19 protein-coding genes, 11 tRNA genes, 1 rRNA gene, 1 pseudogene and 2 other annotated features are annotated in these 23,622 nt (G+C 49.4%); of the genes and pseudogenes, 4 read left to right on the top strand and 28 right to left on the bottom strand.

Annotated elements, in window-relative coordinates:
* Nucleotides 1-31 precede the first annotated feature (31 nt).
* From C812_RS02790 to C812_RS02775, 4 genes are all read right to left on the bottom strand, one after another.
* Nucleotides 32-982, bottom strand: coding sequence for a cation diffusion facilitator family transporter (locus C812_RS02790; RefSeq protein ID WP_016311159.1), 951 nt, complete (start codon nt 980-982; stop codon nt 32-34).
* A gap of 114 nt (nt 983-1,096) precedes the next feature.
* Nucleotides 1,097-1,993: a protein translocase subunit SecF gene (secF, locus tag C812_RS02785; protein WP_016311158.1), complete on the bottom strand. Its 897-nt coding sequence runs from the start codon at nt 1,991-1,993 to the stop codon at nt 1,097-1,099.
* On the bottom strand, nt 1,983-3,236 hold the full coding sequence (gene secD / locus C812_RS02780; protein WP_016311157.1) for a protein translocase subunit SecD: 1,254 nt from the start codon (nt 3,234-3,236) through the stop codon (nt 1,983-1,985). The genes secF and secD overlap by 11 nt, the downstream gene beginning before the upstream one ends.
* A gap of 120 nt (nt 3,237-3,356) precedes the next feature.
* A complete protein-coding gene (locus tag C812_RS02775; RefSeq protein WP_016311156.1) occupies nt 3,357-3,614 on the bottom strand; it encodes a post-transcriptional regulator in 258 nt (85 codons plus the stop codon).
* A gap of 243 nt (nt 3,615-3,857) precedes the next feature.
* On the opposite strand from C812_RS02775, the gene C812_RS02770 reads away from it, so the two are divergent.
* Nucleotides 3,858-5,474, top strand: a complete 1,617-nt coding sequence (locus C812_RS02770; RefSeq protein ID WP_016311155.1) for a putative polysaccharide biosynthesis protein — start codon at nt 3,858-3,860, stop codon at nt 5,472-5,474.
* Nucleotides 5,475-5,480: 6 nt separating this feature from the next.
* Here the strand turns inward: C812_RS02770 and C812_RS02765 are convergent, their stop codons facing one another.
* Nucleotides 5,481-6,152 (bottom strand): DUF421 domain-containing protein, encoded by a 672-nt coding sequence (locus C812_RS02765; protein WP_051134918.1) that lies wholly within the window; start codon nt 6,150-6,152, stop codon nt 5,481-5,483.
* Nucleotides 6,153-6,412: 260 nt separating this feature from the next.
* Between C812_RS02765 and C812_RS02760 the strand changes: the two genes are divergently transcribed.
* On the top strand, nt 6,413-6,805 hold the full coding sequence (locus C812_RS02760) for a TIGR04086 family membrane protein (protein WP_016311153.1): 393 nt from the start codon (nt 6,413-6,415) through the stop codon (nt 6,803-6,805).
* Between the two features lie 84 nt (nt 6,806-6,889).
* A complete protein-coding gene (locus tag C812_RS02755) occupies nt 6,890-7,747 on the top strand; it encodes a phosphatase PAP2 family protein (protein ID WP_016311152.1) in 858 nt (285 codons plus the stop codon).
* Between the two features lie 82 nt (nt 7,748-7,829).
* Here the strand turns inward: C812_RS02755 and yajC are convergent, their stop codons facing one another.
* From yajC to C812_RS02710, 9 genes are all read right to left on the bottom strand, one after another.
* Nucleotides 7,830-8,138 (bottom strand): preprotein translocase subunit YajC, encoded by a 309-nt coding sequence (yajC, locus tag C812_RS02750; protein WP_016311151.1) that lies wholly within the window; start codon nt 8,136-8,138, stop codon nt 7,830-7,832.
* Between the two features lie 38 nt (nt 8,139-8,176).
* A complete protein-coding gene (gene tgt / locus C812_RS02745) occupies nt 8,177-9,316 on the bottom strand; it encodes a tRNA guanosine(34) transglycosylase Tgt (RefSeq protein WP_016311150.1) in 1,140 nt (379 codons plus the stop codon).
* A gap of 36 nt (nt 9,317-9,352) precedes the next feature.
* Nucleotides 9,353-10,381, bottom strand: a complete 1,029-nt coding sequence (gene queA / locus C812_RS02740) for a tRNA preQ1(34) S-adenosylmethionine ribosyltransferase-isomerase QueA (RefSeq protein ID WP_016311149.1) — start codon at nt 10,379-10,381, stop codon at nt 9,353-9,355.
* A 10-nt stretch (nt 10,382-10,391) separates the two neighbouring features.
* Entirely contained in the window at nt 10,392-12,443 is a 2,052-nt protein-coding gene (locus C812_RS02735; RefSeq protein WP_051134894.1) for a SpoIID/LytB domain-containing protein, read from the bottom strand.
* Nucleotides 12,444-12,549: 106 nt separating this feature from the next.
* Nucleotides 12,550-13,554, bottom strand: coding sequence for a Holliday junction branch migration DNA helicase RuvB (gene ruvB / locus C812_RS02730; protein ID WP_028539729.1), 1,005 nt, complete (start codon nt 13,552-13,554; stop codon nt 12,550-12,552).
* 32 nt (nt 13,555-13,586) lie between these two features.
* Nucleotides 13,587-14,207 carry a Holliday junction branch migration protein RuvA gene (gene ruvA / locus C812_RS02725; protein WP_016311146.1) on the bottom strand — a complete coding sequence of 207 codons (621 nt, stop codon included), beginning with the start codon at nt 14,205-14,207 and terminating at the stop codon, nt 13,587-13,589.
* Entirely contained in the window at nt 14,204-14,707 is a 504-nt protein-coding gene (gene ruvC, locus C812_RS02720; protein ID WP_016311145.1) for a crossover junction endodeoxyribonuclease RuvC, read from the bottom strand. Before ruvC ends, ruvA begins: the two co-directional genes overlap by 4 nt.
* A gap of 270 nt (nt 14,708-14,977) precedes the next feature.
* Complete coding sequence (locus C812_RS02715; RefSeq protein WP_016311144.1) at nt 14,978-15,661, bottom strand: BofC C-terminal domain-containing protein; 684 nt, start codon at nt 15,659-15,661, stop codon at nt 14,978-14,980.
* Between the two features lie 134 nt (nt 15,662-15,795).
* Nucleotides 15,796-15,869: transfer RNA gene (locus C812_RS02710), tRNA-Pro, on the bottom strand.
* Between the two features lie 428 nt (nt 15,870-16,297).
* Here C812_RS02710 and C812_RS02705 point away from each other — a divergent pair.
* Nucleotides 16,298-17,491: a transposase gene (locus C812_RS02705; protein ID WP_016311143.1), complete on the top strand. Its 1,194-nt coding sequence runs from the start codon at nt 16,298-16,300 to the stop codon at nt 17,489-17,491.
* A gap of 131 nt (nt 17,492-17,622) precedes the next feature.
* Here the strand turns inward: C812_RS02705 and C812_RS02700 are convergent, their stop codons facing one another.
* The 14 genes and pseudogenes from C812_RS02700 to rrf all read right to left on the bottom strand — a co-directional run bounded on the left by C812_RS02700 (nt 17,623) and on the right by rrf (nt 21,811).
* Nucleotides 17,623-18,195 (bottom strand): hypothetical protein, encoded by a 573-nt coding sequence (locus C812_RS02700; RefSeq protein WP_016311142.1) that lies wholly within the window; start codon nt 18,193-18,195, stop codon nt 17,623-17,625.
* Nucleotides 18,196-18,240: 45 nt separating this feature from the next.
* Nucleotides 18,241-19,425, bottom strand: coding sequence for a hypothetical protein (locus tag C812_RS02695; RefSeq protein ID WP_167669292.1), 1,185 nt, complete (start codon nt 19,423-19,425; stop codon nt 18,241-18,243).
* A 536-nt stretch (nt 19,426-19,961) separates the two neighbouring features.
* Nucleotides 19,962-20,136, bottom strand: a pseudogene (locus C812_RS22180) (ATP-binding cassette domain-containing protein); the annotation flags it as partial.
* Nucleotides 20,137-20,701: 565 nt separating this feature from the next.
* Nucleotides 20,702-20,781: transfer RNA gene (locus C812_RS02690), tRNA-Leu, on the bottom strand.
* Between the two features lie 8 nt (nt 20,782-20,789).
* A tRNA-Arg gene (locus C812_RS02685) sits at nt 20,790-20,863 on the bottom strand.
* Between the two features lie 9 nt (nt 20,864-20,872).
* Nucleotides 20,873-20,947 (bottom strand) — tRNA-Gly (locus C812_RS02680).
* A 17-nt stretch (nt 20,948-20,964) separates the two neighbouring features.
* Nucleotides 20,965-21,040, bottom strand: a tRNA-Lys gene (locus C812_RS02675).
* A 21-nt stretch (nt 21,041-21,061) separates the two neighbouring features.
* Nucleotides 21,062-21,138: transfer RNA gene (locus tag C812_RS02670), tRNA-Asp, on the bottom strand.
* 35 nt (nt 21,139-21,173) lie between these two features.
* Nucleotides 21,174-21,247 (bottom strand) — tRNA-Met (locus tag C812_RS02665).
* Between the two features lie 18 nt (nt 21,248-21,265).
* A tRNA-Val gene (locus C812_RS02660) sits at nt 21,266-21,341 on the bottom strand.
* A gap of 27 nt (nt 21,342-21,368) precedes the next feature.
* Nucleotides 21,369-21,443 (bottom strand) — tRNA-Glu (locus C812_RS02655).
* A gap of 16 nt (nt 21,444-21,459) precedes the next feature.
* Nucleotides 21,460-21,551: transfer RNA gene (locus C812_RS02650), tRNA-Ser, on the bottom strand.
* 65 nt (nt 21,552-21,616) lie between these two features.
* Nucleotides 21,617-21,689: transfer RNA gene (locus tag C812_RS02645), tRNA-Asn, on the bottom strand.
* Between the two features lie 5 nt (nt 21,690-21,694).
* Nucleotides 21,695-21,811: ribosomal RNA gene (gene rrf / locus C812_RS02640) — 5S ribosomal RNA — on the bottom strand.
* A 181-nt stretch (nt 21,812-21,992) separates the two neighbouring features.
* Nucleotides 21,993-22,853, bottom strand: a sequence feature (23S ribosomal RNA rRNA prediction is too short).
* A gap of 1 nt (nt 22,854) precedes the next feature.
* Nucleotides 22,855-23,604 (bottom strand) — a sequence feature (23S ribosomal RNA rRNA prediction is too short).
* Nucleotides 23,605-23,622 lie beyond the last annotated feature (18 nt).

Below are 23,622 nucleotides of genomic sequence, written 5' to 3'. Positions count from 1 at the left end.
ACCTTCTTTCTTCCTGTCGGTCAGGGCCAGCTTACTGCAGCAAGTTCGGCAAATCACTATCAGCATCGGTATTGCTCTTATAAGGATACCCCGCCTCGTATGGCCCGACTTGGATCCGAACGTCAGTGACATGGGAGAAACGGTTGAGCAGCAGCATTTTGGCCCGGTTGGCGATATCGTTGGCTTCCATCACCGTAAGCTTAGGATTCACGCTAATCTTGGCGGTCACGGTCACATAATGTCCATTCTCCTGCGCTTTCAAATCATCTACTGTAATTACCCCGTGCACCCGCTGAACCGTCTCGATAAAGGTCGACGCATCCTCTTCGCGTACCTCCGTACGAACTGGTCCATAGATGGAGCTTCTTACTAGCCGATAGACTTGAAGCATAACATGCAGAGCGACCAGAATTGCAGCAACTGGATCAAGATACGCCAGGACAGGCACCTCCCAGGCTTGCCCTGCCATCGCTCCAAACACACCCGCGAGAACAACTACAGATGAGAACAAGGCATGACGGTGTTTCTCGACCATCTGCTGCAACTCTTGATCAGACCTCCTACGAGTCAGACGAAGCTTAACTTGAAACAACGTTTCGCGCAAAGCCATCGATAGGAGTACAGCTGCCAAAACAAAAGTCTCCGGTGGAGTAGCGTCGCCTTCAACCATGTCAGTGATGGCCGCAATCCACAGTTGCACGGTGCCCATCAGCAAAAAAACGGAGAAGAAAATCGCCGGCAACGGCTCAGGCGTCGCAAGGTTTGCGGAAGAACCGGCCAGCCGTATTCGCCTTTTGCCCGGAACAGACAATCTTGCAGCCACGCCAACAGCAACATCGTAGGCGGCATATAATGCCCCGGCCAGCAAGGCAAGGCTGCTATACAGCAGACCAACCGTCCCCAAAAACACGGCCAGGACAAGATCCCCAGCGATCCCGGGCCATGTAGCAGGTGCTGGAACTACAGCTTGTTCTCGTGTCATAATCCCCCTCCTGATGCACGTAAAAACGGACAAGTTACGAAAGCCGCGTCAGAAGACGCGGCTTTAGCTTAATTCAACAAGTGAATGGGTGCTTCAATCAGACATTTCGGCCGTTCAGGAAGCTTTAGCCGGTTTATGCTTTTGCTTACTCTTGAGCAGGAACCAGAGCGGGCTTGCGATAAAGATGGACGAATATGCCCCGAACAACAAGCCGATGACCATCGCAAGCGAGAACATCCGAATCGACTCTCCGCCCAAAAGGAAGAGGAAGAAGGCCGCTACGAACACCGTTAACGCGGTATACAAGGAACGCATAATCGTTTGCGATACACTCAGGTTCACCAGATTGATCAGGTCCTGACGAGTTTTCGTTTTAGCAAATCGCAGATTTTCGCGAATCCGGTCAAAGATAACGATCGTATCGTTAATCGAATAACCGATAATCGTGAGTACAGCGACGATAAAGGTCAAGTCAACCTCAAGCCGGAAGATCGAGAAGACGGAAATAACCATAAATGCATCGTGCAGCAACGCGATGATCGCCGCAACAGCAAACCGCCATTCAAACCGGATGCCAACGTAAATAATAATCCCGATACAGGAGATCAATACGGCATAAATTGCATTGCGGGCAAGTTCTTTCGCCATTTCCGGATCCACCGTATTCACTTCAAACGAAGCCTTGTCGTCTAATTTCGTAATTTCCGTTCTCAGCTTCGCATCATTTTCTTCGCTTAATACTTGCGTAAACCGGATATTCATCCGGTCCTGTCCTGGACTGATGGTTGCCTCATCCTCTTCGATTCCCATATTTTTCAGGATCGGGCGAACTTGATCAGCCGTCAATGGCTTGGACAGAGAAATGTCCACATTGGACCCTGCTTTGAAATCTACGCTATAGTTCAAACCGAAGAACGCCAAGCAAATGAGCCCGGCAATCGTCAAGACGATTGAAAGGGTGTAGAAGTATTTACTCAGGTGTATATAATCTAAGTTCTTCTTAAAGCTCACGAATGTCACGCTCCTTCACACCGAAGTACTTCGGTTTCAACAGCTTGCCGGCCTTGAGCAGCAGGTTCAGCAGGAAACGGGCGAGATAGATATTCGTGGCGATACTCAGTACGATTTCCACGATGAGCACCAAGGCGAAGCCTTTAACGGCCCCCGTACCATACGCATACATAACGGCCGCAACGATAATCGTCGTGATCTGCGAATCAAGAACGGTACGAAGGGAATGCTTGTCCCCAGCTTTGACCGCAGACATGATACTCTTGCCGGCCCGTATTTCCTCATGAATCCGTTCATTGGTAATAATGTTGGCGTCAACCGCCATCCCAATCCCGAGAATAATTGCCGCAATCCCTGGGAGAGTTAACGTAAAATCTGCCCATACAAACACCAGAATGAGCAGCCAGGTATGCACAATCAGAGTAAACGAGGCAATCAGCCCAGGCACACGGTACATACCGACCATGAACAGCAGAATGAAGAGAGAGCCAATTAAGCCGGCTTCAATCGTCTGATTCAGCGATTGCTTCCCGAGCGTTGCCCCAACGCTTTGCGAATATTTCTCCGTCAGCTTCAACGGAAGCGCGCCAAGATTAATCTTATCGCGCAGTTCTTTCGCCTTCTCCAAATCGCCGCCTACGCTGATTTGTGCAGACCCGTCAGTCAATACGGCTTGAACGATCGGATCTGAGACCAGCTCATCGTTCATGTAAATTGCCAGGGGTTGTCCAAGCAAACGTTTGGTGACTTCAGCAAATTTTTCTTTGTTCTTCACTTTAATGCTGACAACGGGTTCATTCATCTGTGTGAACTCCAGCTTGGCACCATTTTCCGCGAAATCGGTTCCGATCATTTCGATCTTGTTGTACTCGTCTGCGTTCTTTTCCGTGCCGTCCTTACTGCGGAACGTCAGCGAAGCAGGCTCCTTCATTGTCTTGCGCACCGTTTCTTCATCGGTAACGCCGGCCACCTTCAAGCGGATCCGGTTCGTGCCTTCTGTCGTAACTTCCGGCTCGCTGGTCCCCAGCTTGTTCGCCCGGTCCTCCAGGCTCTTGGCCGTTTGGATTAAGGATTCCTTCGTGACCTGACCTCCGCCTTCCAGCGGACTGGCTTCATATAGAATCTCAAAGCCGCCTTTCAGATCAAGGCCGAGACGTACGTTCTTTAATAGGTCGGGGGTTGTCCAAGCCATGATGCCAAACGAGACAACCACGACGGTTATGAATGCGATAATTCTTTTCATCCCGTACTTCTTTCCCCTTTCAAATTCTCAATATTCCTATTATAGCGATGGCCGAAAAACCAGTCAATTTATCTAAATTTGTCAATTCGATAAACGACCGGCACGAAAAAAAGATCCCATTTAATCCAAACGGGATCCCCGAAAGGCGGACATCGTCATATAGTTCATAAACTGGGTTGCTTTCAGAGAAAGAATGTCATTCACCAGTTGGTACAAGGGAGGGATTCCCCCCTTCTCGTATTTATGGCTGATACATTCCCAAATGTCAGGTCCGGTCACATGCTCGTACCCGATCAGCCGGAACTCCTCGGCCTTGCTGCGGCACAAGCTTTCGATTGCCTCATTTAATTGTTGGTCCGTCATTTGCTCTTCAGCCATACTTCCAGCCTCCTTCGAAAACCCGTCTTATTACATTCTACCCTAAATCTTCGAATCCTGCTTGCTCGAGTTGTTCGGTTTTCGAATCTTGCGAAAAAGACAAGTCATGAACCGGGACAGGTCTGTCATATCCATGAAGTGAGAGGTTGTACGCCTCGCTTACGAGTTTATAAGGCAGCGGATTTCTATCGACTTCGCGTATGTAGAAGTTACCAAAGTGCTGCCGGGGGAGTGGAGTTTCGATTGAATAAGCAAACCTTTATCCAAGGTACGATGATCCTGCTTGTGGCTGGGATCGTAAACCGCCTCCTGGGCTTCATTCCGCGCATCATGTTGCCCCGTGTGATCGGGGCCGAAGGCGTAGGGCTGTATCAGCTCGGTTATCCTTTTTTTCTCGTGATCGTAACAATTATTACCGGCGGCATACCGCTTGCTGTAGCCAAGCTGGTGGCTGAAGCCGAATCCTCGGGTCAACCGGGACGTTCGGTGTCGATTTTGCGGACAAGCTTGGTATTTACGACGGCAGCCGGCTTTCTGTTTACGTTCCTCTGCTTGTTTGGTGCGCCATGGGTGACCCGCTATATTCTGACCGACGCCCGTGTCTACCACACCTTTATCGCGATGAGCCCGATGATCATCATCGTCGCGGTCTCTTCGGTCTTCCGCGGATATTTCCAAGGGAAGCAGGATATGATTCCCTCGGCGGTGTCGTCCATCATGGAAACGGTCGCCCGGATCATAGGCGTCCTCTGGTTCTCCTATCTCATGCTCCCGCTGGGCATCGCCTATGCGGCTGCAGGAGCCATGCTTGGCGTTGTTGCCGGCGAGGTCGTTGGAATGGGGGTTCTCCTCTGGCAGTATCATCGGTTGAAGCGACGGGAGCGGCAGGGAGGCTCACCTCCCGGTGATCTCGCAGGAAGCCCTGACAGTGCTGTGAGCCCGAACAAGGACACCTCTGATTTCTCCGCCTATCCGTTCCGCGCCACCTTGCGCCGAGTTCTGCGCATCGCCATTCCGGTGACCGGCAGCCGCCTGGTCGGTTCGCTCTCCTACTTGCTGGAGTCGATTACGACAGCACGCAGCCTGGCTATCGCCGGCGTAGCCGTTGGCGTCGCAACCTCCCAATATGGAGCATTGCAAGGTATGATCATCCCGCTGTTACTGTTGCCAGGAGCGTTAACTTCATCACTCGCCGTCTCGCTTGTCCCTTCGCTGGCAGAAGCGCAAGCCCGCGGTGACATGAGGACGATCCACCTGCGGCTCCATCAATCCTTACGGCTGGCGCTGGTCACCGGCGCTCCGTTCGCCGCGATTATGTTCGTGTTGGCAGACCCGATCTGCCGCCTGGTGTACAACGATGCTACGATCGGAGGCATGCTCAAAATCATGGCCCCCTTCGCCCTCCTGCTGTATATCCAAACGCCGCTGCAGGCCACGCTGCAAGCGCTGGATAAGCCGGGGCGCGCACTGATCAACACGCTGGTTGGGGCCATCATCAAAATCACCTTAATCTTCTATCTCGCTTCGAACCCAACACTAGGGATCTACGGGGCCATCATCGCCATTATTATCAACTTTATTATCGTGACGGTTATGCATGCGGTTGGTGTATCTAAATCACTGCGGTATCGGATGCCTTACCTGGATATCCTCAAGGTTGGAGCAGCGATGATCATTATGGCCGCCGCCGCAGACTATTTATATAAAAACCTCATCCTAAGCTCGCAAATGGGCTGGCAGTTCTTGGTGGCAGCCTCTCTATCCGGATTGCTGTATTTAGCTCTTGCTGCCATCATGGGATTGTTTGATCTCCATGACCTGAAACGGCTCCCTATCCTAGGTAAATGGTTCCGGAAGTAACGGAGGTCATGGTTTTTCGTCCATCGCATTGATATACAGCTTTCCATTATGATCGATACTGCAAAAGAACACCTGCTTGAAATCCATTAACCCCTTCATTTGGATCTGATTTTTCAACCAAAAGCGGGTCTTCCCGATTTTACGCAAGTTCTCGTCGTTCACCTTGCCATCCATAATGAGCGGCAGCGGAAGAGCTTCATACTTGATTTTGGCAGAGAGGTCAGCATCCTTCTTCTTGGAAGGCTGCCCTCCCCCTCCTCCAGATTTTTCTTTAGGAATCACACTCAGCTGCCCGCTCGTTTCCAGCACGGCAAACTCGACATCGGCTACGCTGTCGATTTGCTGCGAACGCAGCTGCATCATTAAGTCATCTAAGTTGTAACGCTGGCGTTTCATTTCTTTTCGGTTGATTTGCCCGTTTTGAATGATGACACTAGGTTCGCCGTCAAACCACAGCCTTAACTTCCGGAATCGAAGCGACAGCATGGCGATAACGATCTGAATTAATAGCAGGGTCAACATCGGTATGACTCCGTCATAGAGCGGTCGCTCTATATCTTCCAAGGCAAAAACGGCGATCTCTGCGATCATAATCGAGATGACCAAATCGAAGATTGACAGCTCGCCGATTTCTCTTTTTCCCATGATCCGCATGACTCCGAATACCAAAAAATACATCAGGACGGTTCGGAAAACATGGTTTGCCACATGCTCGACCACGCCAATCCCTCCTTCAGGTTACAAGTTCGCACAAAACATGGTATTGGTATTCTGACCGCCGACCTCCCGTTCCATGCGAAAGAGATCCGGTTAAAATCCGGGAGGTTTACATGAATCTTCCTCACTCAATTAGGCCAAGTTGGTCTATCCGAGTTAGCTTGACCATAAAATGTGGTAAAACGTCTGTCGAAGACATGAAAAACAGGAGGCTGACCACAATGCATTTGATCCGCCGAATTTTCGGGATGCGTATGTCCCAGCCCACCGTTGCCGGGTTGTGGTATGGATTTTTATGGATGATGATCGGCGCATTGATTCTCTCTTTATTGTTACAAGGTGAAATGGTTGAAGAGTTGGAACTGTCGATGTACACGTATCTGGTGCATGCCGTTGCCGTCTTGTTCGCGGGGATTGTCTCCGGCAAACGTGCCAAACAGAAAGGATGGTATCAAGGCGCACTAACCGGAGCATTGTATGTGCTCATCTTGCTGTTGATCAGCTTCTTGGCTCTGGATACATCACTAGGGCTCCGGGAATGGGCATATATCCTGCCTGGGTTTGTCATCGGTGCTATCGGCGGCATGATTGGCGTAAATCTTGGCCGCAAGTAACCTAAAGTTTTACGAGCGGCCTCCATTCATGGTAAGTTGGACTTAAGTCTATCGACATCATCATGAGGAGGTCGTTCTTGCACGATGTATCATTCCATGTCCGGCATTTCATGGCTAACCGGGATTTCCGTCATCATCATCGTCTGGGTAAACACGCTTCGCTCGCCATGGCATGCCGTTACTTCTCTTCTCCAACAATTGATTAAATCCAAACATTTGCTTTGGCTCCTGCTGCTCACGGTAGGCGTATTGCTGATCAATAAGTTTGAACTGATCCTAGAAGATCATCTTCCCTTTCATCACGATTTCACGCCGTGGGTATTCCGTATGGAGGGACATTTCGTTTCAACGTTTCAAAGTCTGTTTCATTCAACGGCTGTAACTGCAATCTTGGCTTTCTTTTATTTGGTCATCCTGCAGGCATTAATTCTTGCATCGCTCGGGATCTATGCGTCCGATGATCGTCTGCCGTTTCTGTATGCCACTTGTTGCACCGTGATCCTCAATTATTTGGCAGCGATCCCGTTTTATTTACTGTTCCCGGTGAATGAAGTATGGTCTTATCCTCCGTCGGGAGCTGATTTTTATATGCTGGAGGTTTTCCCCAACTTCGAACAGGTGTATCGCCCCTTGTCCGGTCTGGATAACTGCTTTCCTAGCCTGCACACCTCGGTCTCCGTCTCGATGGCAATATTGGCGATTCGTTCAGGAAACCGGCGCTGGGGCTGGTTTGCTTCCATTTGTTCCTCGATTATCGTGTTTTCTATCTTTTATATGGGGATTCATTGGTTCACAGATATGCTTGGGGGGCTGGTATTGGCTGTTTTGGCTTCCACCCTCGGACTTGTTTGGGGCAACCGTTTAGCGAATTCCACGCGATTTGGCAACCTTAAGCCGCATCAGTCCATCACTAAAACGTCTATCGACGTACATTCCAAGTAACACTGACCGCGGTTAGCGACCATAAAAAAAGAGCCTGCAAAAAACAGGCTCTTCTTTCTTATTGTGTTTGTCTGTTATGAGATTAACCTTCCGACTCTTTAATGGTGTGGCTGATCGCGCTGCGATCAAACGTCAGCTTGGTGACGTCATTCACGCGAAGCACGACCGTATCGTCAGTCAGCTCCATAATCGTTCCATGCAATCCGCCAATCGTAACGATCTTATCGCCTTTCTTCAAAGCGCTCAGCATCGAGTTCCGTTGCTGTTGCTTCTTCTTCTGCGGACGAATCAATAAAAAGTAGAAAACGGCGATCATAATAACAAACGGAATGATCATGGAGATTAGCGGATTACCTCCAGATGTTTGTTGCGCGGCATACTGAAAGAACATGTGATTTCCCCCTTTCCAATATCAAACTGAAACTTTGCTTAAAATCCTTTGTCATTGCCAAACAGACCGTACTGCTCAAAAAATTCATCCCGGAAACTCAACAACCGATCTTCCATAATCGCCTGACGCACTTTACCCATCAAATTGATAAGGAAATGCAGATTATGGTATGTAGTTAATCGCAACCCAAACGTCTCGTCGGCTTTGATCAGGTGGCGGAGATACGCCCTGGAATAATTTCGGCAGGTATAGCAGTCACACTCGGGATCCAGCGGTCCGAAATCGTTGGCATACTGAGCATTGCGTACGACTAAACGGCCTTGGCTGGTCATCGTCGTTCCGTTACGCGCAATGCGTGTCGGCAACACGCAATCGAACATGTCGATGCCGCGAATCGCTCCTTCAATTAAGGCATCCGGAGACCCGACGCCCATCAAATAACGGGGCTTGTCTGCCGGCAGCAGCGGAACGGTATATTCCAGCACCTCGTACATGAGCGGCTTAGGCTCGCCTACACTCAGTCCACCAATAGCATACCCCGGAAAATCTAGGGAAGTCAAATCACGAGCGCTTTGCTTGCGCAGGTCCTCGTACATGCCGCCTTGAACGATGGCAAACAGCCCTTGATCCTGTGGACGAGCATGGCTCTTCAAGCAGCGTTCTGCCCAGCGGGTCGTACGCTCCAGCGAATTTTTCACATATTCATAATCCGCCGGATACGGCGGGCATTCATCAAACGCCATCATAATGTCCGAGCCGAGTGCGTTTTGAATTTCCATAGCAACTTCCGGAGACAGGAATAGTTTGTCACCATTCAGGTGGGAGCGGAAATGCACGCCTTCCTCCGTGATTTTGCGCATTTCACTCAGCGAGAACACTTGAAACCCGCCGCTGTCTGTCAAAATCGCACGGTCCCAATTCATAAATTTATGCAGTCCGCCTGCCTCACGAATAATCTCATGTCCCGGACGCAGGAAGAGATGGTACGTGTTGCTTAAGATGATCTTCGCATCCATCTCCTTCAGTTCTTCTGGACTCATCGTTTTTACCGTTGCCTGCGTACCCACCGGCATAAAGATCGGGGTTTCGAACGAGCCGTGCGGGGTATGCACACGCCCTAACCGGGCTCCGGACTGCTTGCAGGTTTTGATATGTTCATACGTAATTGCTGCTGCCAATCTGATCAACCGTCCTCTACTCAAATAAAAATACGTTTAGTAAATAAACATGGCGTCGCCAAAGCTGAAGAAACGGTACTTCAAGTCGATCGCTTCCTGATAAGCCTTAAGGATCCGCTCGCGTCCTGCCAGCGCACTGACCAGCATCACCAGCGTCGATTTCGGAAGATGGAAGTTCGTAAGCAACGCATCAACCAGTCCAAACTGGTATCCGGGATAAATAAAGATCCCTGTCCAGCCGCTGCTCTTGACGATCGGTCCGCCCTCACATTGCTTCGCTACCGTCTCCAGCGTTCGGGCCGAGGTGGTCCCGACGGCAATGACCCTGCCGCCTCTCGCTTTCGTTTCATTTAAGATGTCAGCCGTTTCCTGCGGCAGCACATAATATTCTTCGTGCATGACATGATCCTCAACCCGGTCCACCGACATCGGCCGGAACGTGCCCAGCCCGACGTGCAAAGTGACGAAGGCGATCGTCACCCCTTTTGCCCGCACCTGCTCCAGCAGTTCTTCGGTGAAATGCAAGCCCGCCGTTGGTGCGGCGGCCGAACCCTCATGCTTGGAATACACTGTCTGATAACGTTCGCGATCATCCAGCTTCTCCTTAATGTAAGGAGGTAACGGCATTTGCCCCAAGCGATCCAAAATTTCGTTAAAAATCCCTTCATAGGCGAACCGAAGCACGCGTTCCCCCATGTCTCCCTCGGACTCAACGGTGGCTCTCAGTTCGTCCCCGAACACGATCACCGCCCCGGTCTTTAATTTCTTGCCGGGTTTGACCAAGGCTTCCCAGCGATCTTCGCCCAAGTTTTTGAGCAGCAGCACTTCGGCTTTGGCACCAGTCCCTTCTTTTGTTCCAAACAACCGGGCAGGGATCACCCGCGTATCATTCAGCACCAGCGTATCGCCTGGCTGCAAGTAATCCAATATTTCGGAAAACTTGTGATGCCGGATTTCACCGGTCTGTTTATTTAGCGTCAGCAAGCGCGAAGCGGTGCGATCAGCTAGTGGGGTCTGAGCGATGAGCTCCTCTGGAAGCTCGAAGTCGTATAGATCTACATTCATCGGTATATTCTCATTCCTTAACGATAGACACATTTTGATAGTAGTGTTGCAAGATTTGCCGGTAATCATACCCAGCGTCGGCCAATCCTTTGGCTCCCCATTGGGAAAGTCCCAAGCCATGGCCAGTGCCGCGTCCCACGAAGACGAATTGATTCGACGTGTCCACCACACGGGCGGTTCGATCGCCGCTCATCACCACCAGCTTGCCGCTGGCTGGCGTCTTGCCCGATGCCGACTGAATCGTCGTTGTGGACGTCGCGGTGCCGGTACCTGTCGTTCCTCCCGCACCTTGTACAGTATAACGTCCCGTTTGCACGATATCAAACAAGGTGCTGGGCAAGCCATTCAGAGCAGAGCGATACGTGTCCGCATATTTGACGTTCAATGGCTGTCCGTTGGCTGTAACTTGGGTCACGCGTCCGGATGGGCCCCGCTGGCTGACCTCCAGATTGGATATCGAGGAAGGGACGTCGGAGGTCGTTTTCCCCTTTAGAGACTTCACCAGTTCATCGGAGGTATATGGTCCGCGAATCCATGCATAGGAGCTGGATTCAGGCACCTTGTCCAACACGATAGCCTGGTCGCCTGGATTCAGCTTCGCCAAGGGCTCTACATCCGATTGAATGAGCGGCAGCTTCCGGACCAGTACATTGCTGGTCGTCACCGTCAGCTTCTGCAACCCTGCAGGATTCGACCCGTTGACGACGGTATTATCTTCACGGACATATCCTGTGACCCCGCTCGACAGGAGCACATGGTACCACGATTTTAATGAAGCTTGTGCCGATTCATCTCCATCGCTGGGTACGCTGGCGTAGATCGGGTTCACATTCCCCCAAACCTCAACCGAATCCGCGGTCACCCCGCCGCTGTTGGATGCAAAGATGCCTTCGACAATTTGTCCGTTTGACGATACCAGCACTTCTCCCGCCGTAGCATTTACTGCTTGAACGATGCTGGCGACCTCTTTCTCTGTCCCGTTGTAGACCTGGCTTAGTGTCGTATCCACCAGTCCAGCTACTTTAAACTTATTAAGCCCTGCATTATACAGCGCATAGCTGCGCGCCGCAACCGCTTGAGCCTTCAACGCTTCCTGCGGCCAAGACGATGGTACTTCCCCGGCGACAACGGAATACAGATATTGCTCTAACGGCACCTCGTTGACAAGCGCCAGTTGACCGTTCACTTTACTAATCTCAAAATCCCCGCGGTAGCTGCGTCCCGAACGCTCCACCACCTGGATCGGCGAATTGCCGTTATCCCGAACTGTCAATATGGCGCCTTCTCCGCTTAACTCATAATGATCCACGCTGGCAGGCGCCTCCAAATTCAACGTTACGTCCCGGTGCAGGAGTAATGCAGGGACATGCTCATTCACCGGCGCTAAAGAAAGCCCCGGATACAGTCCGGACATCTCGGTTTGGAGTGCGGACTGCTCAGAGGCACTTGCCACGCCGCCAACCCATACCGCATACTGTCCCGGGCTGGTCATCGCCACAACGGCCTCCGCATGCTGAACGGAAATCGTTTGGCGAAGGCTCTCGGCTTCCGCCTGGCTGGCAAACGAACCAGCGGAGACGTACAGCGGGCCGCGTGCTTCGGCTTTAGCGCCTTTTAAGGATGCAGACAACGTTTGGCTGACCCGATCTGCTGCTTTTTGCGCTTCTGCCGCACTGACGTAAGGGCCTGTATACACGCGGTAGATTGTGCTTCCCGCTTGATTTACCGCATAAGCCACCGGCCGATCAGATGTAGCCTGCAGCTTCTTAACCGCAGCAGCAACCGTTGCCCAATCCGCAGATTCCAACGCTTTGACCTTATAACCGCTGACGCTAAATCTCGTTGTAGCCCCCGCTCCCAACTGGAGCCAAGACTCCGGCCCTGTACTGCCTGCCAGGATGACCTCTGCCGCAGCTGCCGTTTTTAAAGTAACGGCCGGAGTAGTCGATTTATAGGTGCTGCCCAAGTCCAGGTACATAGCTACGCGGACAAGGGATGTATCTGAATCATCAGCTGCTGCCGGCAACTGATAAGCCCCAGCTAACAGCAAGCCCGCAATCATGCCTTTTCCCCATCGGGCTAACGAAAATGACCGCTTCGTTCGTGTTGTACGTTTCAACCTTGCTTCTCTCCCTTCATGGTGCCTTCGAGCCAAATTCACTGAGGTCTTAAGGTGTCTCCGGCATCGGCAGACCTAAATGCTGATACGCTGCCGGCGTAACCACCCGTCCGCGCGGCGTCCGCTGCAGAAATCCAATCTGCAGCAGGTAAGGCTCATATACATCCTCGATCGTCTGACTCTCCTCGCCGATGGTCGCAGCGATCGTGTCCAGGCCGACAGGCCCGCCGCGGAAGCTCGTAATCATTGCCCGCAGCATTTTATGGTCGATCAAATCCAGCCCCATAGGATCAACCTGCAGCATTTTCAGCGCTTCTTTGGCAATTTCTGTGGTAATCATGCCATCGCCCCGCACCTGCGCATAGTCGCGCACGCGCTTCAACAAGCGATTTGCAATCCGCGGCGTTCCCCGCGAACGAAGGGCGATTTCCGTCGCCGCATCCCCAATCATTTCGATGCCGAAAATATCCGCGCCTCGCGATACGATATAGCTAAGCTCATCGATGTTATAGAACTCGAGCCGGCTGACGACGCCAAAGCGGTCGCGCAACGGCGCCGACAAGAGCCCTGCCCGCGTCGTTGCGCCTACAAGCGTAAAGGGCGGCAAGTCCAGTCGAACCGACCGCGCACTTGGCCCCTTGCCGATCATAATATCCAGCGCAAAATCCTCCATCGCTGGATACAGCACTTCCTCCACCGTCCGATGCAGCCGGTGAATCTCGTCGATAAACAAGACGTCGCCTTCCTGCAGATTGGTCAGCAGCGCAGCCAAATCCCCCGGCCGTTCAATCGCAGGCCCAGAGGTCGTACGCAGGTTCACACCTAGCTCGTTGGCAATGATATTCGCCAGCGTTGTTTTGCCGAGCCCCGGCGGTCCATAGAGCAGCACGTGATCCAGCGCTTCCTTGCGCATTTTCGCTGCTTCAATGTATATTTTTAAGTTTTCCTTGATCTGGTTCTGTCCGATATACTCCGCCAAATAACGCGGCCGCAGGCTTAACTCCACCGCCTGATCTTCCATCATTAAATTCGCGGAGATGATCCGGTCCTCCATCATGCGCTACGCTCCCCTTCCTGTCCTCATCCTCAGCCGGCGTACAGCAGCTTGAGCGCCTTCTTCATGACGGAATCCACCGCCTCGTCCGGCCCGACATCGTCCTTCAGGCGATGCCATACCTTGTCCAACTCTGCTTCGGTATACCCCAGCGCTTTTAGGCCTTCGCGGGCCTCCGGCCATCCCGGATTACCGCCATCTCCCAAGATCTCGCCGGCATCCGCAGGCACTGGATCAAACAACGTGCCGCCAACGCCCTCCAACTTGTCCTTCAGATCCAAAATCATCCGCTGCGCCGTCTTCTTCCCAATCCCCGGCAGCTTGGTCAAGAAGGAGATGTTCTCCTGGTGAATTGCCGCCACAACATGATCCGGATTTCCACCGCTCAAAATCCCCAGCGCGACACGCGGGCCGATCCCGGATACCTCAATCAGCTTGCGGAACAGCTTCTGCTCCTCACGAGTGGGGAATCCAAACAACAGAATCGCATCTTCACGCACATGGTGATGGGTGTAGATCGTCACCGTCTCTTGTCCTTTGGCTGCAAAAGCATAAGGATTCGGACAAAATACCCGGTACCCTACCCCTTGTACATCCAAGACGACGTACTCTGTTTCCAAATGGGCAATCTGGCCCCGTAAAAAATCAATCATGAACGCAATACCTCGTTTATTTTAGATTTTAAAGTATACGAATGTGCATGGCAGATTGCCACGGATAATGCATCCGCCACGTCGTCGGGCTTCGGAATCGCCTGGAGCTTCAGGAACATGCGCGTCATCTCCTGCACCTGGCGTTTCTCCGCTTTCCCGTAACCGACGACTGCCTGCTTCACCTGCATCGGGGTGTATTCCGCAATCGGAAGCCCCTTCTGCGCCGCAGCAAGCACCAACACGCCCCTCGCTTGACTGACCGACATCGCCGTCGTCACGTTCCGATTGAAAAACAGCTTCTCGAACGCCACCGCATCCGGCTTATATTTGTCAATCAACTGAACCATCGCCTCATAAACATGCATAAGCCGTTCTTCCTCCGGCGTATGGGCTTCAGTTTGAATGCAGCCATACTGCACCGGCGTAACCTTATTGCCTTGTTTATCAATAAATCCGAACCCGACAATCGCAATGCCAGGGTCAATTCCAAGTATCCGCAAGGCTCATCTCTCCCTATCGTTGCTATAACTCCCCCATGATCCTCGGATGGAGCCCTGTCCTACATAAAGCGAACATATGTATTCACTTTATTATAGCAAAAGATCGGTCAAGATTGAGGAAAAACTTATTTGCAGGTGAAAAAAGTGTAATTCATGCAGGCAAAATAAAAAGAGGGATGTCCCTCCGTTATCTACGATAACTTATGAGAACTCCCTCTTCTGGTTGATCCAATCCATCTTTCGGTGAACGAAAGCGTGCAACGAGCTGCTTTATGGCTGTTCCTCCTGCTGCATCACTCTCTCCGACGGCTCAATTGCAAAATCGCTGAAGGTGGACAATACACTATTGTATTCCTCCACATCCTGAATACGAATTCCTTGCCGCAGCTGCTGGATGACTTCTGCCGGCAAGGCGCTCTCCATCATTTCCACGTCAATCTGAAAAAAAGTACGAACCGCCTTCTCCTTCTTCGGTGGACCGTCAAATAACGTCAAGTTGCCATCCTTGTCCAAGCCGATGTATCCTTGCGTTTTGCAGTCTTCGGAAAGACCGTCGATCCTCTCTTCGATCCATACGTCGCCCCCGGCGCCAAGTCTGCCTTTCCATGTCGGGTGATCCTTCATCAACTCAGCGATTTCATTTGGGGTCATAATGCCGAGAACACTGCTTTCTTCTCCACAGGTATATATTTTCGTCAGATGGACGATTCTCGATTTCCCCTCTTCCAGCTCCGATAACCATTCGTTATCGGCATCCGGAGCAGCTTCTTGCCACATGCCAAGGGTTTCGATCGCCATCGGTTCACGAGCCATCAACTTCTCCATTTGATCGGATAATGGAAGCCCCATCCAGGCCATAACCGCAATCAGAGCCAAGGCGCTGGCGGTCCATATGGCGCGTCTCCATCTTCTCCATCGCTTTTTCAGATGTTTTTTGATTTGGAAGATATTCACGGTTATCCCCTTCTATCGGACTTTTGTCTCTATTTTGACCGATAGTGGAAGCCTTTATTCAGTTCTCAAAAACAACGGCTGCCTTTCGTAAGCATCAAAAAAGCAGCCATCCGTTAAGATGACTGCTCCATAGATCGGGACGACACGATTCGAACATGCGACCCCCTGGTCCCAAACCAGGTGCTCTACCAAGCTGAGCTACGTCCCGTTATCAAGTGATTTACCGATTTCTAAAAAATCGGGCCACTCTTTCTATTATAGCGACTTCGACATACAAGTCAAGCATTAATATTCGATTTTATTCGTTATTATCTATTCCCCTTCAGACGTACAGTCACTTCTTGCGAGTCGGATGGAACCGATACCTTATAAGCGTTATTCGGGTGGTATATAATAAAGACCATCATCACCCAATTGTAATAAGTAGTCGGTATCAGCTGCTGTAATCAAAACTTCATTCCCATTGTCCCTTATTTCTTTATAATAGATGTGTCCATCGTGATAATATGAGCGTTTTGCAGTAATCTGAGGCCTTGAGCCGTAAGGATTTTCGGACATAAAAAAGGGACTTCACCCCAACTTGGAGAAGTTTTCAAGTGACCAAACCCAAAAACCTCAAGGATGGAGGAAGTCACTTTGTATATTCTCCAAGAATGTCTGTTTTCCTTCGAAGAACTTTTAAAAATTCAACCCAAGGAGAGATTGCCGATCTTCTTCAGTTCTCTCGATCTGAGACCGTATGCCAAGGAACTGAGAAGCCGTTCACCCCGAGGCGCTGAGGGATACTGCAGACAAGGTATTCTACGAGCACTCTTGGCTGCGCCGCTTGAAGGAATAAGTACCTTTTCAGGGTTGCATAAGCGTTTGGATACGGATCTCCGGTTTCGTTATCAGTGTGGTCTTCCGCTGGATCGAGAAGCTCCTTCCATATCCACATTAAGCCGAGTTTTCTCAGAACTGACGAGAAAGGACTTGGCAAAACGGCTTTTTGAGGATTTGGTCACACGCTGTCAGCAGGAAGGTATCATAGAAGGCAGTAACGTCGCCATAGACAGCGCCGCTCTCCGCGCTTACGAGAAAAAGCAGCCCAAACGCAAAAGCGAGCAAACGGGTAATGCGAACTGGGGCGCAAAAATTGATTCCTTCGGCAATAAAATCACATGGTTTGGTTACAAAATTCATCTGGCGGTCGATACGAAAAGTGAATTGCCGATCGCCTTGGAAGTAACGCCGGCGCATGTCAATGATGGAGAAATGGCGCCGGGCCTGATCGAGAAAACAGCGTCCAGGACGAGCACACGATTTTTCATACTCGATGCGGGCTACGACCAAATGAAAGTTTATGAGGCCGCCCGCAACGTCAAGGCACAAGCCATCATTCCCCTTAATCTTCGGGGGGAGAAGGAACCGCCTGCTGGCATGACCTCGAACGGAACACCGTGCTGTTCCATGGGTTATGCGATGACATACTGGGGAGTTGACGGCGATATGCATAAATTTCGCTGCCCGCATGCCACGGGTAAAGTCGACTGTCCGCTTGGCATGGCTGCCTGCTCGTCTTCAAACTATGGAATGGTCGTCAAAGTAAATGCGAAGGATGATCTCCGGCGATACAGCATCCCTCATCGGGATACAAAGCGTTGGAAGGAACTTTACAATGAACGAACCAGCGTAGAACGCTGCAACTCCCGATTGAAAACCTATTTGACGGCAGACGCCGCACATGTCCGGGGCATTCAGAAAGTCACAACTCACCAGTATTTGAATGCCATTGTTCTGCTTGCATCTGCGCTCGCCGTTTCTCATCATTCAAAACGGGCTGCCGCTTAAAAAACGAGCTGTTCTAAAATTCTGCAAGTCTGCCCTTTTCTTCATCCATATAATACCATTTTCGAAAATTACCCCTTAACGACAGTGAATATGCTATCGCTTCTTCTCTGAAACGGAATTATGCAAAACACTCAATATAATACTTCACTTGCTTCATCATATTGAAAATTGTCAGTCAACCTTTCTTTATTAATCAAAGAACTCCAGTCTAGGGTTTGTCCATCCTCGATCTCAATCTTAAATACGTGGATACCTGTTATATTCGTAATTCTATAATCAGTGGCATAAACATAATAAAGGTGTTCGTCCCGCCTTTTTATATCTTCAATCCGCATACTCCCTCGACTGTCGATGATCTCGACCAGATCGTTATAGACCACAATGTGAAAACTTTCCCTACCACTGGAGCCGTAAAACTCCGGATTTTCAATGTACTGAATTACTTTTAAGGAATCAGCTTCAAAAAATGAAAAAAATTTTGATATTTCTTCTATCTCTTTAATAGAAAACTGTGGATTTTCCCTTAATCTATCGGCTAGTGTGTTCATGATCTTTGTTTTCTCTGAATCCTCTACTTCTCCTCTATCCCACCTGTTGAATAATGCTTGAAGATCTTCTTGTCCTCGCTTTTGATCAGAGTTGATATAATAAAGTACGCCTATTAAAATCAGACAACTTACAATAACAATTAAAATTTTTTTCATTTATTATAAAAAATCCTCTCGCATGTGTTTTTTCTTTATTCATATTCAATCATACCAACTATTCCACCAGCCTTCGAAGACTTTCAGGAATAAATAGTTTCCGCCACCTATTGTCGGTAATAAAGAATAGTCAATTACATGTGGAGTATACGTATACAATACCCATGCTGGAAAAGTGTCCACCTGTATTTTCCCAGCATAAGTCACACCACCAGATGTTTTTGATACACCGCCATTAACAGTCAAAAACACATCTAGCTTGGAATCATGCAGCCACTTATCATACATCCACGCACTGGCAAGTTCGACCTGCTTATCAAAACCGGTGTACGTGGTAATATCTCCACTATCCGTCGCTCCATAGCCCATAGCGTAATGAAATGCTCTTCTATTAACGTTAGTATCTGTACTGGTAACTAGACTGCTTTCTTTCTGTAGGGTAACCAGTATCACTCGAGGATTAATACCCGCATTCTTTGCTGCATCACTAATAACCTTTGAAGGTTTTACTGTTCTACCAGTATCATAAGCATTACCACTAGAATTGATAGCATAAATCTTAATGCTATTCCTCAAAACAGAATTTTTACTTGTAAGAAAACTCTGAATTTCACTTTCAGTCATTGCGTCGTCATTGTTATAAAGAAAATCACTTGAGGATAATAGTGAATTCATCCTTTTGCCGGCAACATAATAATCGACAACTGCAAAAGGAGTAACAGAACTATTCTCAAGCCTATTAACAGTGGAACTGTCAACTAGCCCTTGGGAATATTGTTTAGCTATTTCATCTTTCAAAGTTGCTTCTGCATTGCTGAATTTTCCAAGATTTATTTGATACAGCTCTTTCTCCCGAAAGTAAGATGTCTGCAGTTGATTGTTATAAAAAATATTCTCGACAACTTGTCCATTCTTAGAATAGTCGTAAACTGTTTTATACCCTGCTGTGTCAGTAACTTGAATAATTCTATCATTGTCCCATTGAATATCGTAAATTCGTCCGTCAGAATGGATTTCATTTTTAATTCGGCCGCTTTCATCATAAATCATAATGTTCTCATCAATAAGATTGGCCTTTTTTTGTTTCAAATTCTTTGGTAGGGAGTCATAAACAGCAGAAATTTCATCTAATGTTCTTTTTGAAAGATTCGTTTCCGCTGCATAAACACCTGAATTAAGACTAAGTAATAATAAAGATGCCAAAAGACTAAATACAGTTAATGCTTTCATCTTTTTTGAGATCACTGTTTTTCACCTCTTTAAAAGTTTTTCATTCCAATTAAAAACAGCACATCTAACCCTACAAGAAATTCTCAATCTATCTATTTAGACTAAATCCCTCCTCCTCTCTAAAAGCCTACTCTATCAACTATGTACAAAACATTTTTTATCTTATAATCTAGGCTGTTTGCTTTGAACATAGCAAAGAGCGTACAGAGTTGATTTCCATCGCTCCTCCAAAAGCAGTATGGAAATCGACTCTTATTTATTGCAGCAAGATACCAGATATCAGATACAACCCTTCTGGTATTCTTGATACAATCAGTCATTATTGAACATCAATATCTGCTTCATTAATCAAACCATTCAATATATAAACACTTCGACTTGCACCTTTCCTACGCTCATTCTAAACAATGCTTGTTTGAAGCGGAAATTCTGCGTTGTCCGCCTGGAAATGGATGTTCATCTCGTATCCTTTGAAAAATGCGTACGCCTGTATGACGTTGCTTACGGGGAGCAAGCGATCCTCCTCATAGGTAATTAAAAACGTTATTTATCTGTGCCTTATTGTAAGGTGAGCTGGCAGATTCATTGGATCAAAAACGACTCCAATCTTTCCTTGACTTTGATTACTTTGAATGTCGTTGATTTGCCTGCCCCGTTATCACCATTAAACATCCCTATTATTGATCCGGCCGGCACATTAAAGCTAACATCTTACAACATCGGCGCAAGACAGAAACTTCAAATTAAATGTCGAAGAAGAGAGGGGGTAACTGGGTTGGCTGCACTATTGTAAAAGAAGTAAATGTGGTACTCATGATGGAGGGATTACCATTAACAATAAGGTAAATATTGTAATTTTATACATATTATATAGTGTATTTAACTTGATTTCAATATTTTTTGTCAAGCATTATTACATCAATAGGAAATATATCCTTTTAAATCCTAACTCCTTCTTATTACTCGCTGGATTCCTTCTTTTTCATGCCCTCCTTCTTAAAACTAAAGATAGTCTCATTTATAATTTCCTGCTACAACTTCTGGTTCCTGGCTATCTCCGCCGATTACTGAAGAAACCAAATTTCTTTTCATTTGTATTCCATTTGTATATTCAAAAGTAAACGGCTTAACCATGTAACTTTTGTATCGTTTCCTCCTGAGCTCTTCGGTGTCATTTGGTATTGTAATTATTAAACTTAAGATCATCTCACGTTGTAACAAAAAAAAGCAGATTTAATAAATCACGATCCGTGATTTAACAAATCTGCTTGTTTGATGCCGGTGAAGGGACTCGAACCCCCACGGTTTCCCTCACGATTTTGAGTCGCGCGCGTCTGCCAATTCCGCCACACCGGCAAAGGGAACGCGCCCTAAGAGATTCGAACTCCTGACCTTTTGATTCGTAGTCAAACGCTCTATCCAGCTGAGCTAAGGGCGCGTATGATTATGGAGCGGACGACGGGAATCGAACCCGCGACCCTCGCCTTGGCAAGGCGATGCTCTACCGCTGAGCCACGTCCGCATAATCAAATATGAAACTGGTGAGCCATGAAGGACTCGAACCTTCGACACCCTGATTAAAAGTCAGGTGCTCTACCAACTGAGCTAATGGCTCGTACAAAACAAAGAAGTTAAATGGCGGAGCCGACGGGATTCGAACCCGCGATCTCCTGCGTGACAGGCAGGCATGTTAGGCCTCTACACCACGGCTCCACACGAGAATAATGCCATCCTCTGGAAGAGGATAATTGCGGGGGCAGGATTTGAACCTGCGGCCTTCGGGTTATGAGCCCGACGAGCTACCGGGCTGCTCCACCCCGCGTCAGTAATAAAGAAGTTATGGTGGAGGCTGAGGGGATCGAACCCCCGACCCTCTGCTTGTAAGGCAGATGCTCTCCCAGCTGAGCTAAGCCTCCAAATCTGGGTTGACTAAGAAAAAGAGATGGTGACCCGTAGGGGATTCGAACCCCTGTTACCTCCGTGAAAGGGAGGTGTCTTAACCCCTTGACCAACGGGCCATATTCAAGTCCTTGCTGGCGGAGAGAGAGGGATTCGAACCCTCGAGACGCTTGTGACGCCTACACGATTTCCAATCGTGCTCCTTCGGCCAACTCGGACACCTCTCCAAAGAGTTGGATTCCCTGGAAGAGAAGGAAATATGCAAAGCATATGACCTTTCTTCCAGGATAGACTCCCCGAACAGGACTCGAACCTGTGACAACTCGATTAACAGTCGAGTGCTCTACCGACTGAGCTATCGGGGAACATTGCTTGGCAGCGTCCTACTCTCCCAGGACCCTTCGGTCCAAGTACCATCGGCGCTGGAGGGCTTAACGGTCGTGTTCGGGATGGGAACGAGTGGAACCCCTCCGCCATTGCCACCAAACATGATTTTTGCGCTGCTTTTACTTCCACGCTTTCCGCTTCAGCAAAAGATCATACCTTAGAACAGGCATGCAGCTAAAAAACGCTGCGAGAAAAGATCAAACCTTTCTCACTCAGGCGCTTGATCACCTGAAAACTGGATACGAAACTCAACTGCATTTTAGAGTTTTTTGGATAAGCCCTCGACCGATTAGTACCTGTCAGCTCCATGCATTGCTGCACTTCCACCTCAGGCCTATCAACCTTGTCGTCTTCAAGGGGTCTTACATACTGGGAAATCTCATCTTGAGGGGGGCTTCACGCTTAGATGCTTTCAGCGCTTATCCCGTCCGCACTTAGCTACCCAGCTGTGCTCCTGGCGGAACAACTGGTGCACCAGCGGTGCGTCCATCCCGGTCCTCTCGTACTAAGGACAGCTCCTCTCAAATTTCCTACGCCCACGACAGATAGGGACCGAACTGTCTCACGACGTTCTGAACCCAGCTCGCGTACCGCTTTAATGGGCGAACAGCCCAACCCTTGGGACCTACTTCAGCCCCAGGATGCGATGAGCCGACATCGAGGTGCCAAACCTCCCCGTCGATGTGGACTCTTGGGGGAGATAAGCCTGTTATCCCCAGGGTAGCTTTTATCCGTTGAGCGATGGCCCTTCCATGCGGTACCACCGGATCACTAAGCCCGACTTTCGTCCCTGCTCGACTTGTCAGTCTCGCAGTCAAGCTCCCTTTTGCCTTTGCACTCTTCGAATGATTTCCAACCATTCTGAGGGAACCTTGGGGCGCCTCCGTTACTCTTTAGGAGGCGACCGCCCCAGTCAAACTGCCCACCTGACACTGTCCCCGTACCGGTTCACGGTACCAGGTTAGAACTCCGATACGATCAGGGTGGTATCCCAACGGCGCCTCCACCGAAGCTGGCGCTCCGGCTTCCTAGGCTCCCACCTATCCTGTACAAATCGTATCAAAGTCCAATATCAAGCTGCAGTAAAGCTCCATGGGGTCTTTCCGTCTTGTCGCGGGTAACCTGCATCTTCACAGGTATTAAAATTTCACCGGATCTCTCGTTGAGACAGCGCCCAAGTCGTTACGCCATTCGTGCGGGTCAGAATTTACCTGACAAGGAATTTCGCTACCTTAGGACCGTTATAGTTACGGCCGCCGTTTACTGGGGCTTCGGTTCACAGCTTCGGGGTTTCCCCCTAACCGCTCCCCTTAACCTTCCAGCACCGGGCAGGCGTCAGCCCGTATACTTCGCCTTGCGGCTTCGCACAGACCTGTGTTTTTGCTAAACAGTCGCTTGGGCCTTTTCACTGCGGCCCCCTCGGGCTATTCACCCTACCGAGGCACCCCTTCTCCCGAAGTTACGGGGTCATTTTGCCGAGTTCCTTAACGAGAGTTCTTCCGCGCGCCTTAGAATTCTCTTCTCGCCTACCTGTGTCGGTTTGCGGTACGGGCACCTTCTCCTGGCTAGAGGCTTTTCTTGGCAGTGTGAGATCATGACCTTCGGTACTGTAAATTTTCCCTCCCCATCACAGCCTAGCCTTACGGTGTGCGGATTTGCCTACACACCAGCCTCACTGCTTGGACGAGCATCCATCAGCTCGCGTCACTACCCTACTGCGTCACCCCATCGCTCATAACGGATTACGGTGGTACAGGAATTTCTACCTGTTGTCCTTCGACTACGCCTTTCGGCCTCGCCTTAGGTCCCGACTTACCCTGAGCGGACGAACCTTCCTCAGGAACCCTTAGGCTTTCGGCGGATCAGATTCTCACTGATCTTTTCGTTACTCATACCGGCATTCTCACTTGT

This window comes from Paenibacillus barengoltzii G22 (assembly GCF_000403375.2).
Lineage (GTDB): Bacteria > Bacillota > Bacilli > Paenibacillales > Paenibacillaceae > Fontibacillus > Fontibacillus barengoltzii.
The sequence above is the reverse complement of the archived record's forward strand: the minus strand, read 5'-3'. Positions and strand labels throughout refer to the sequence as shown.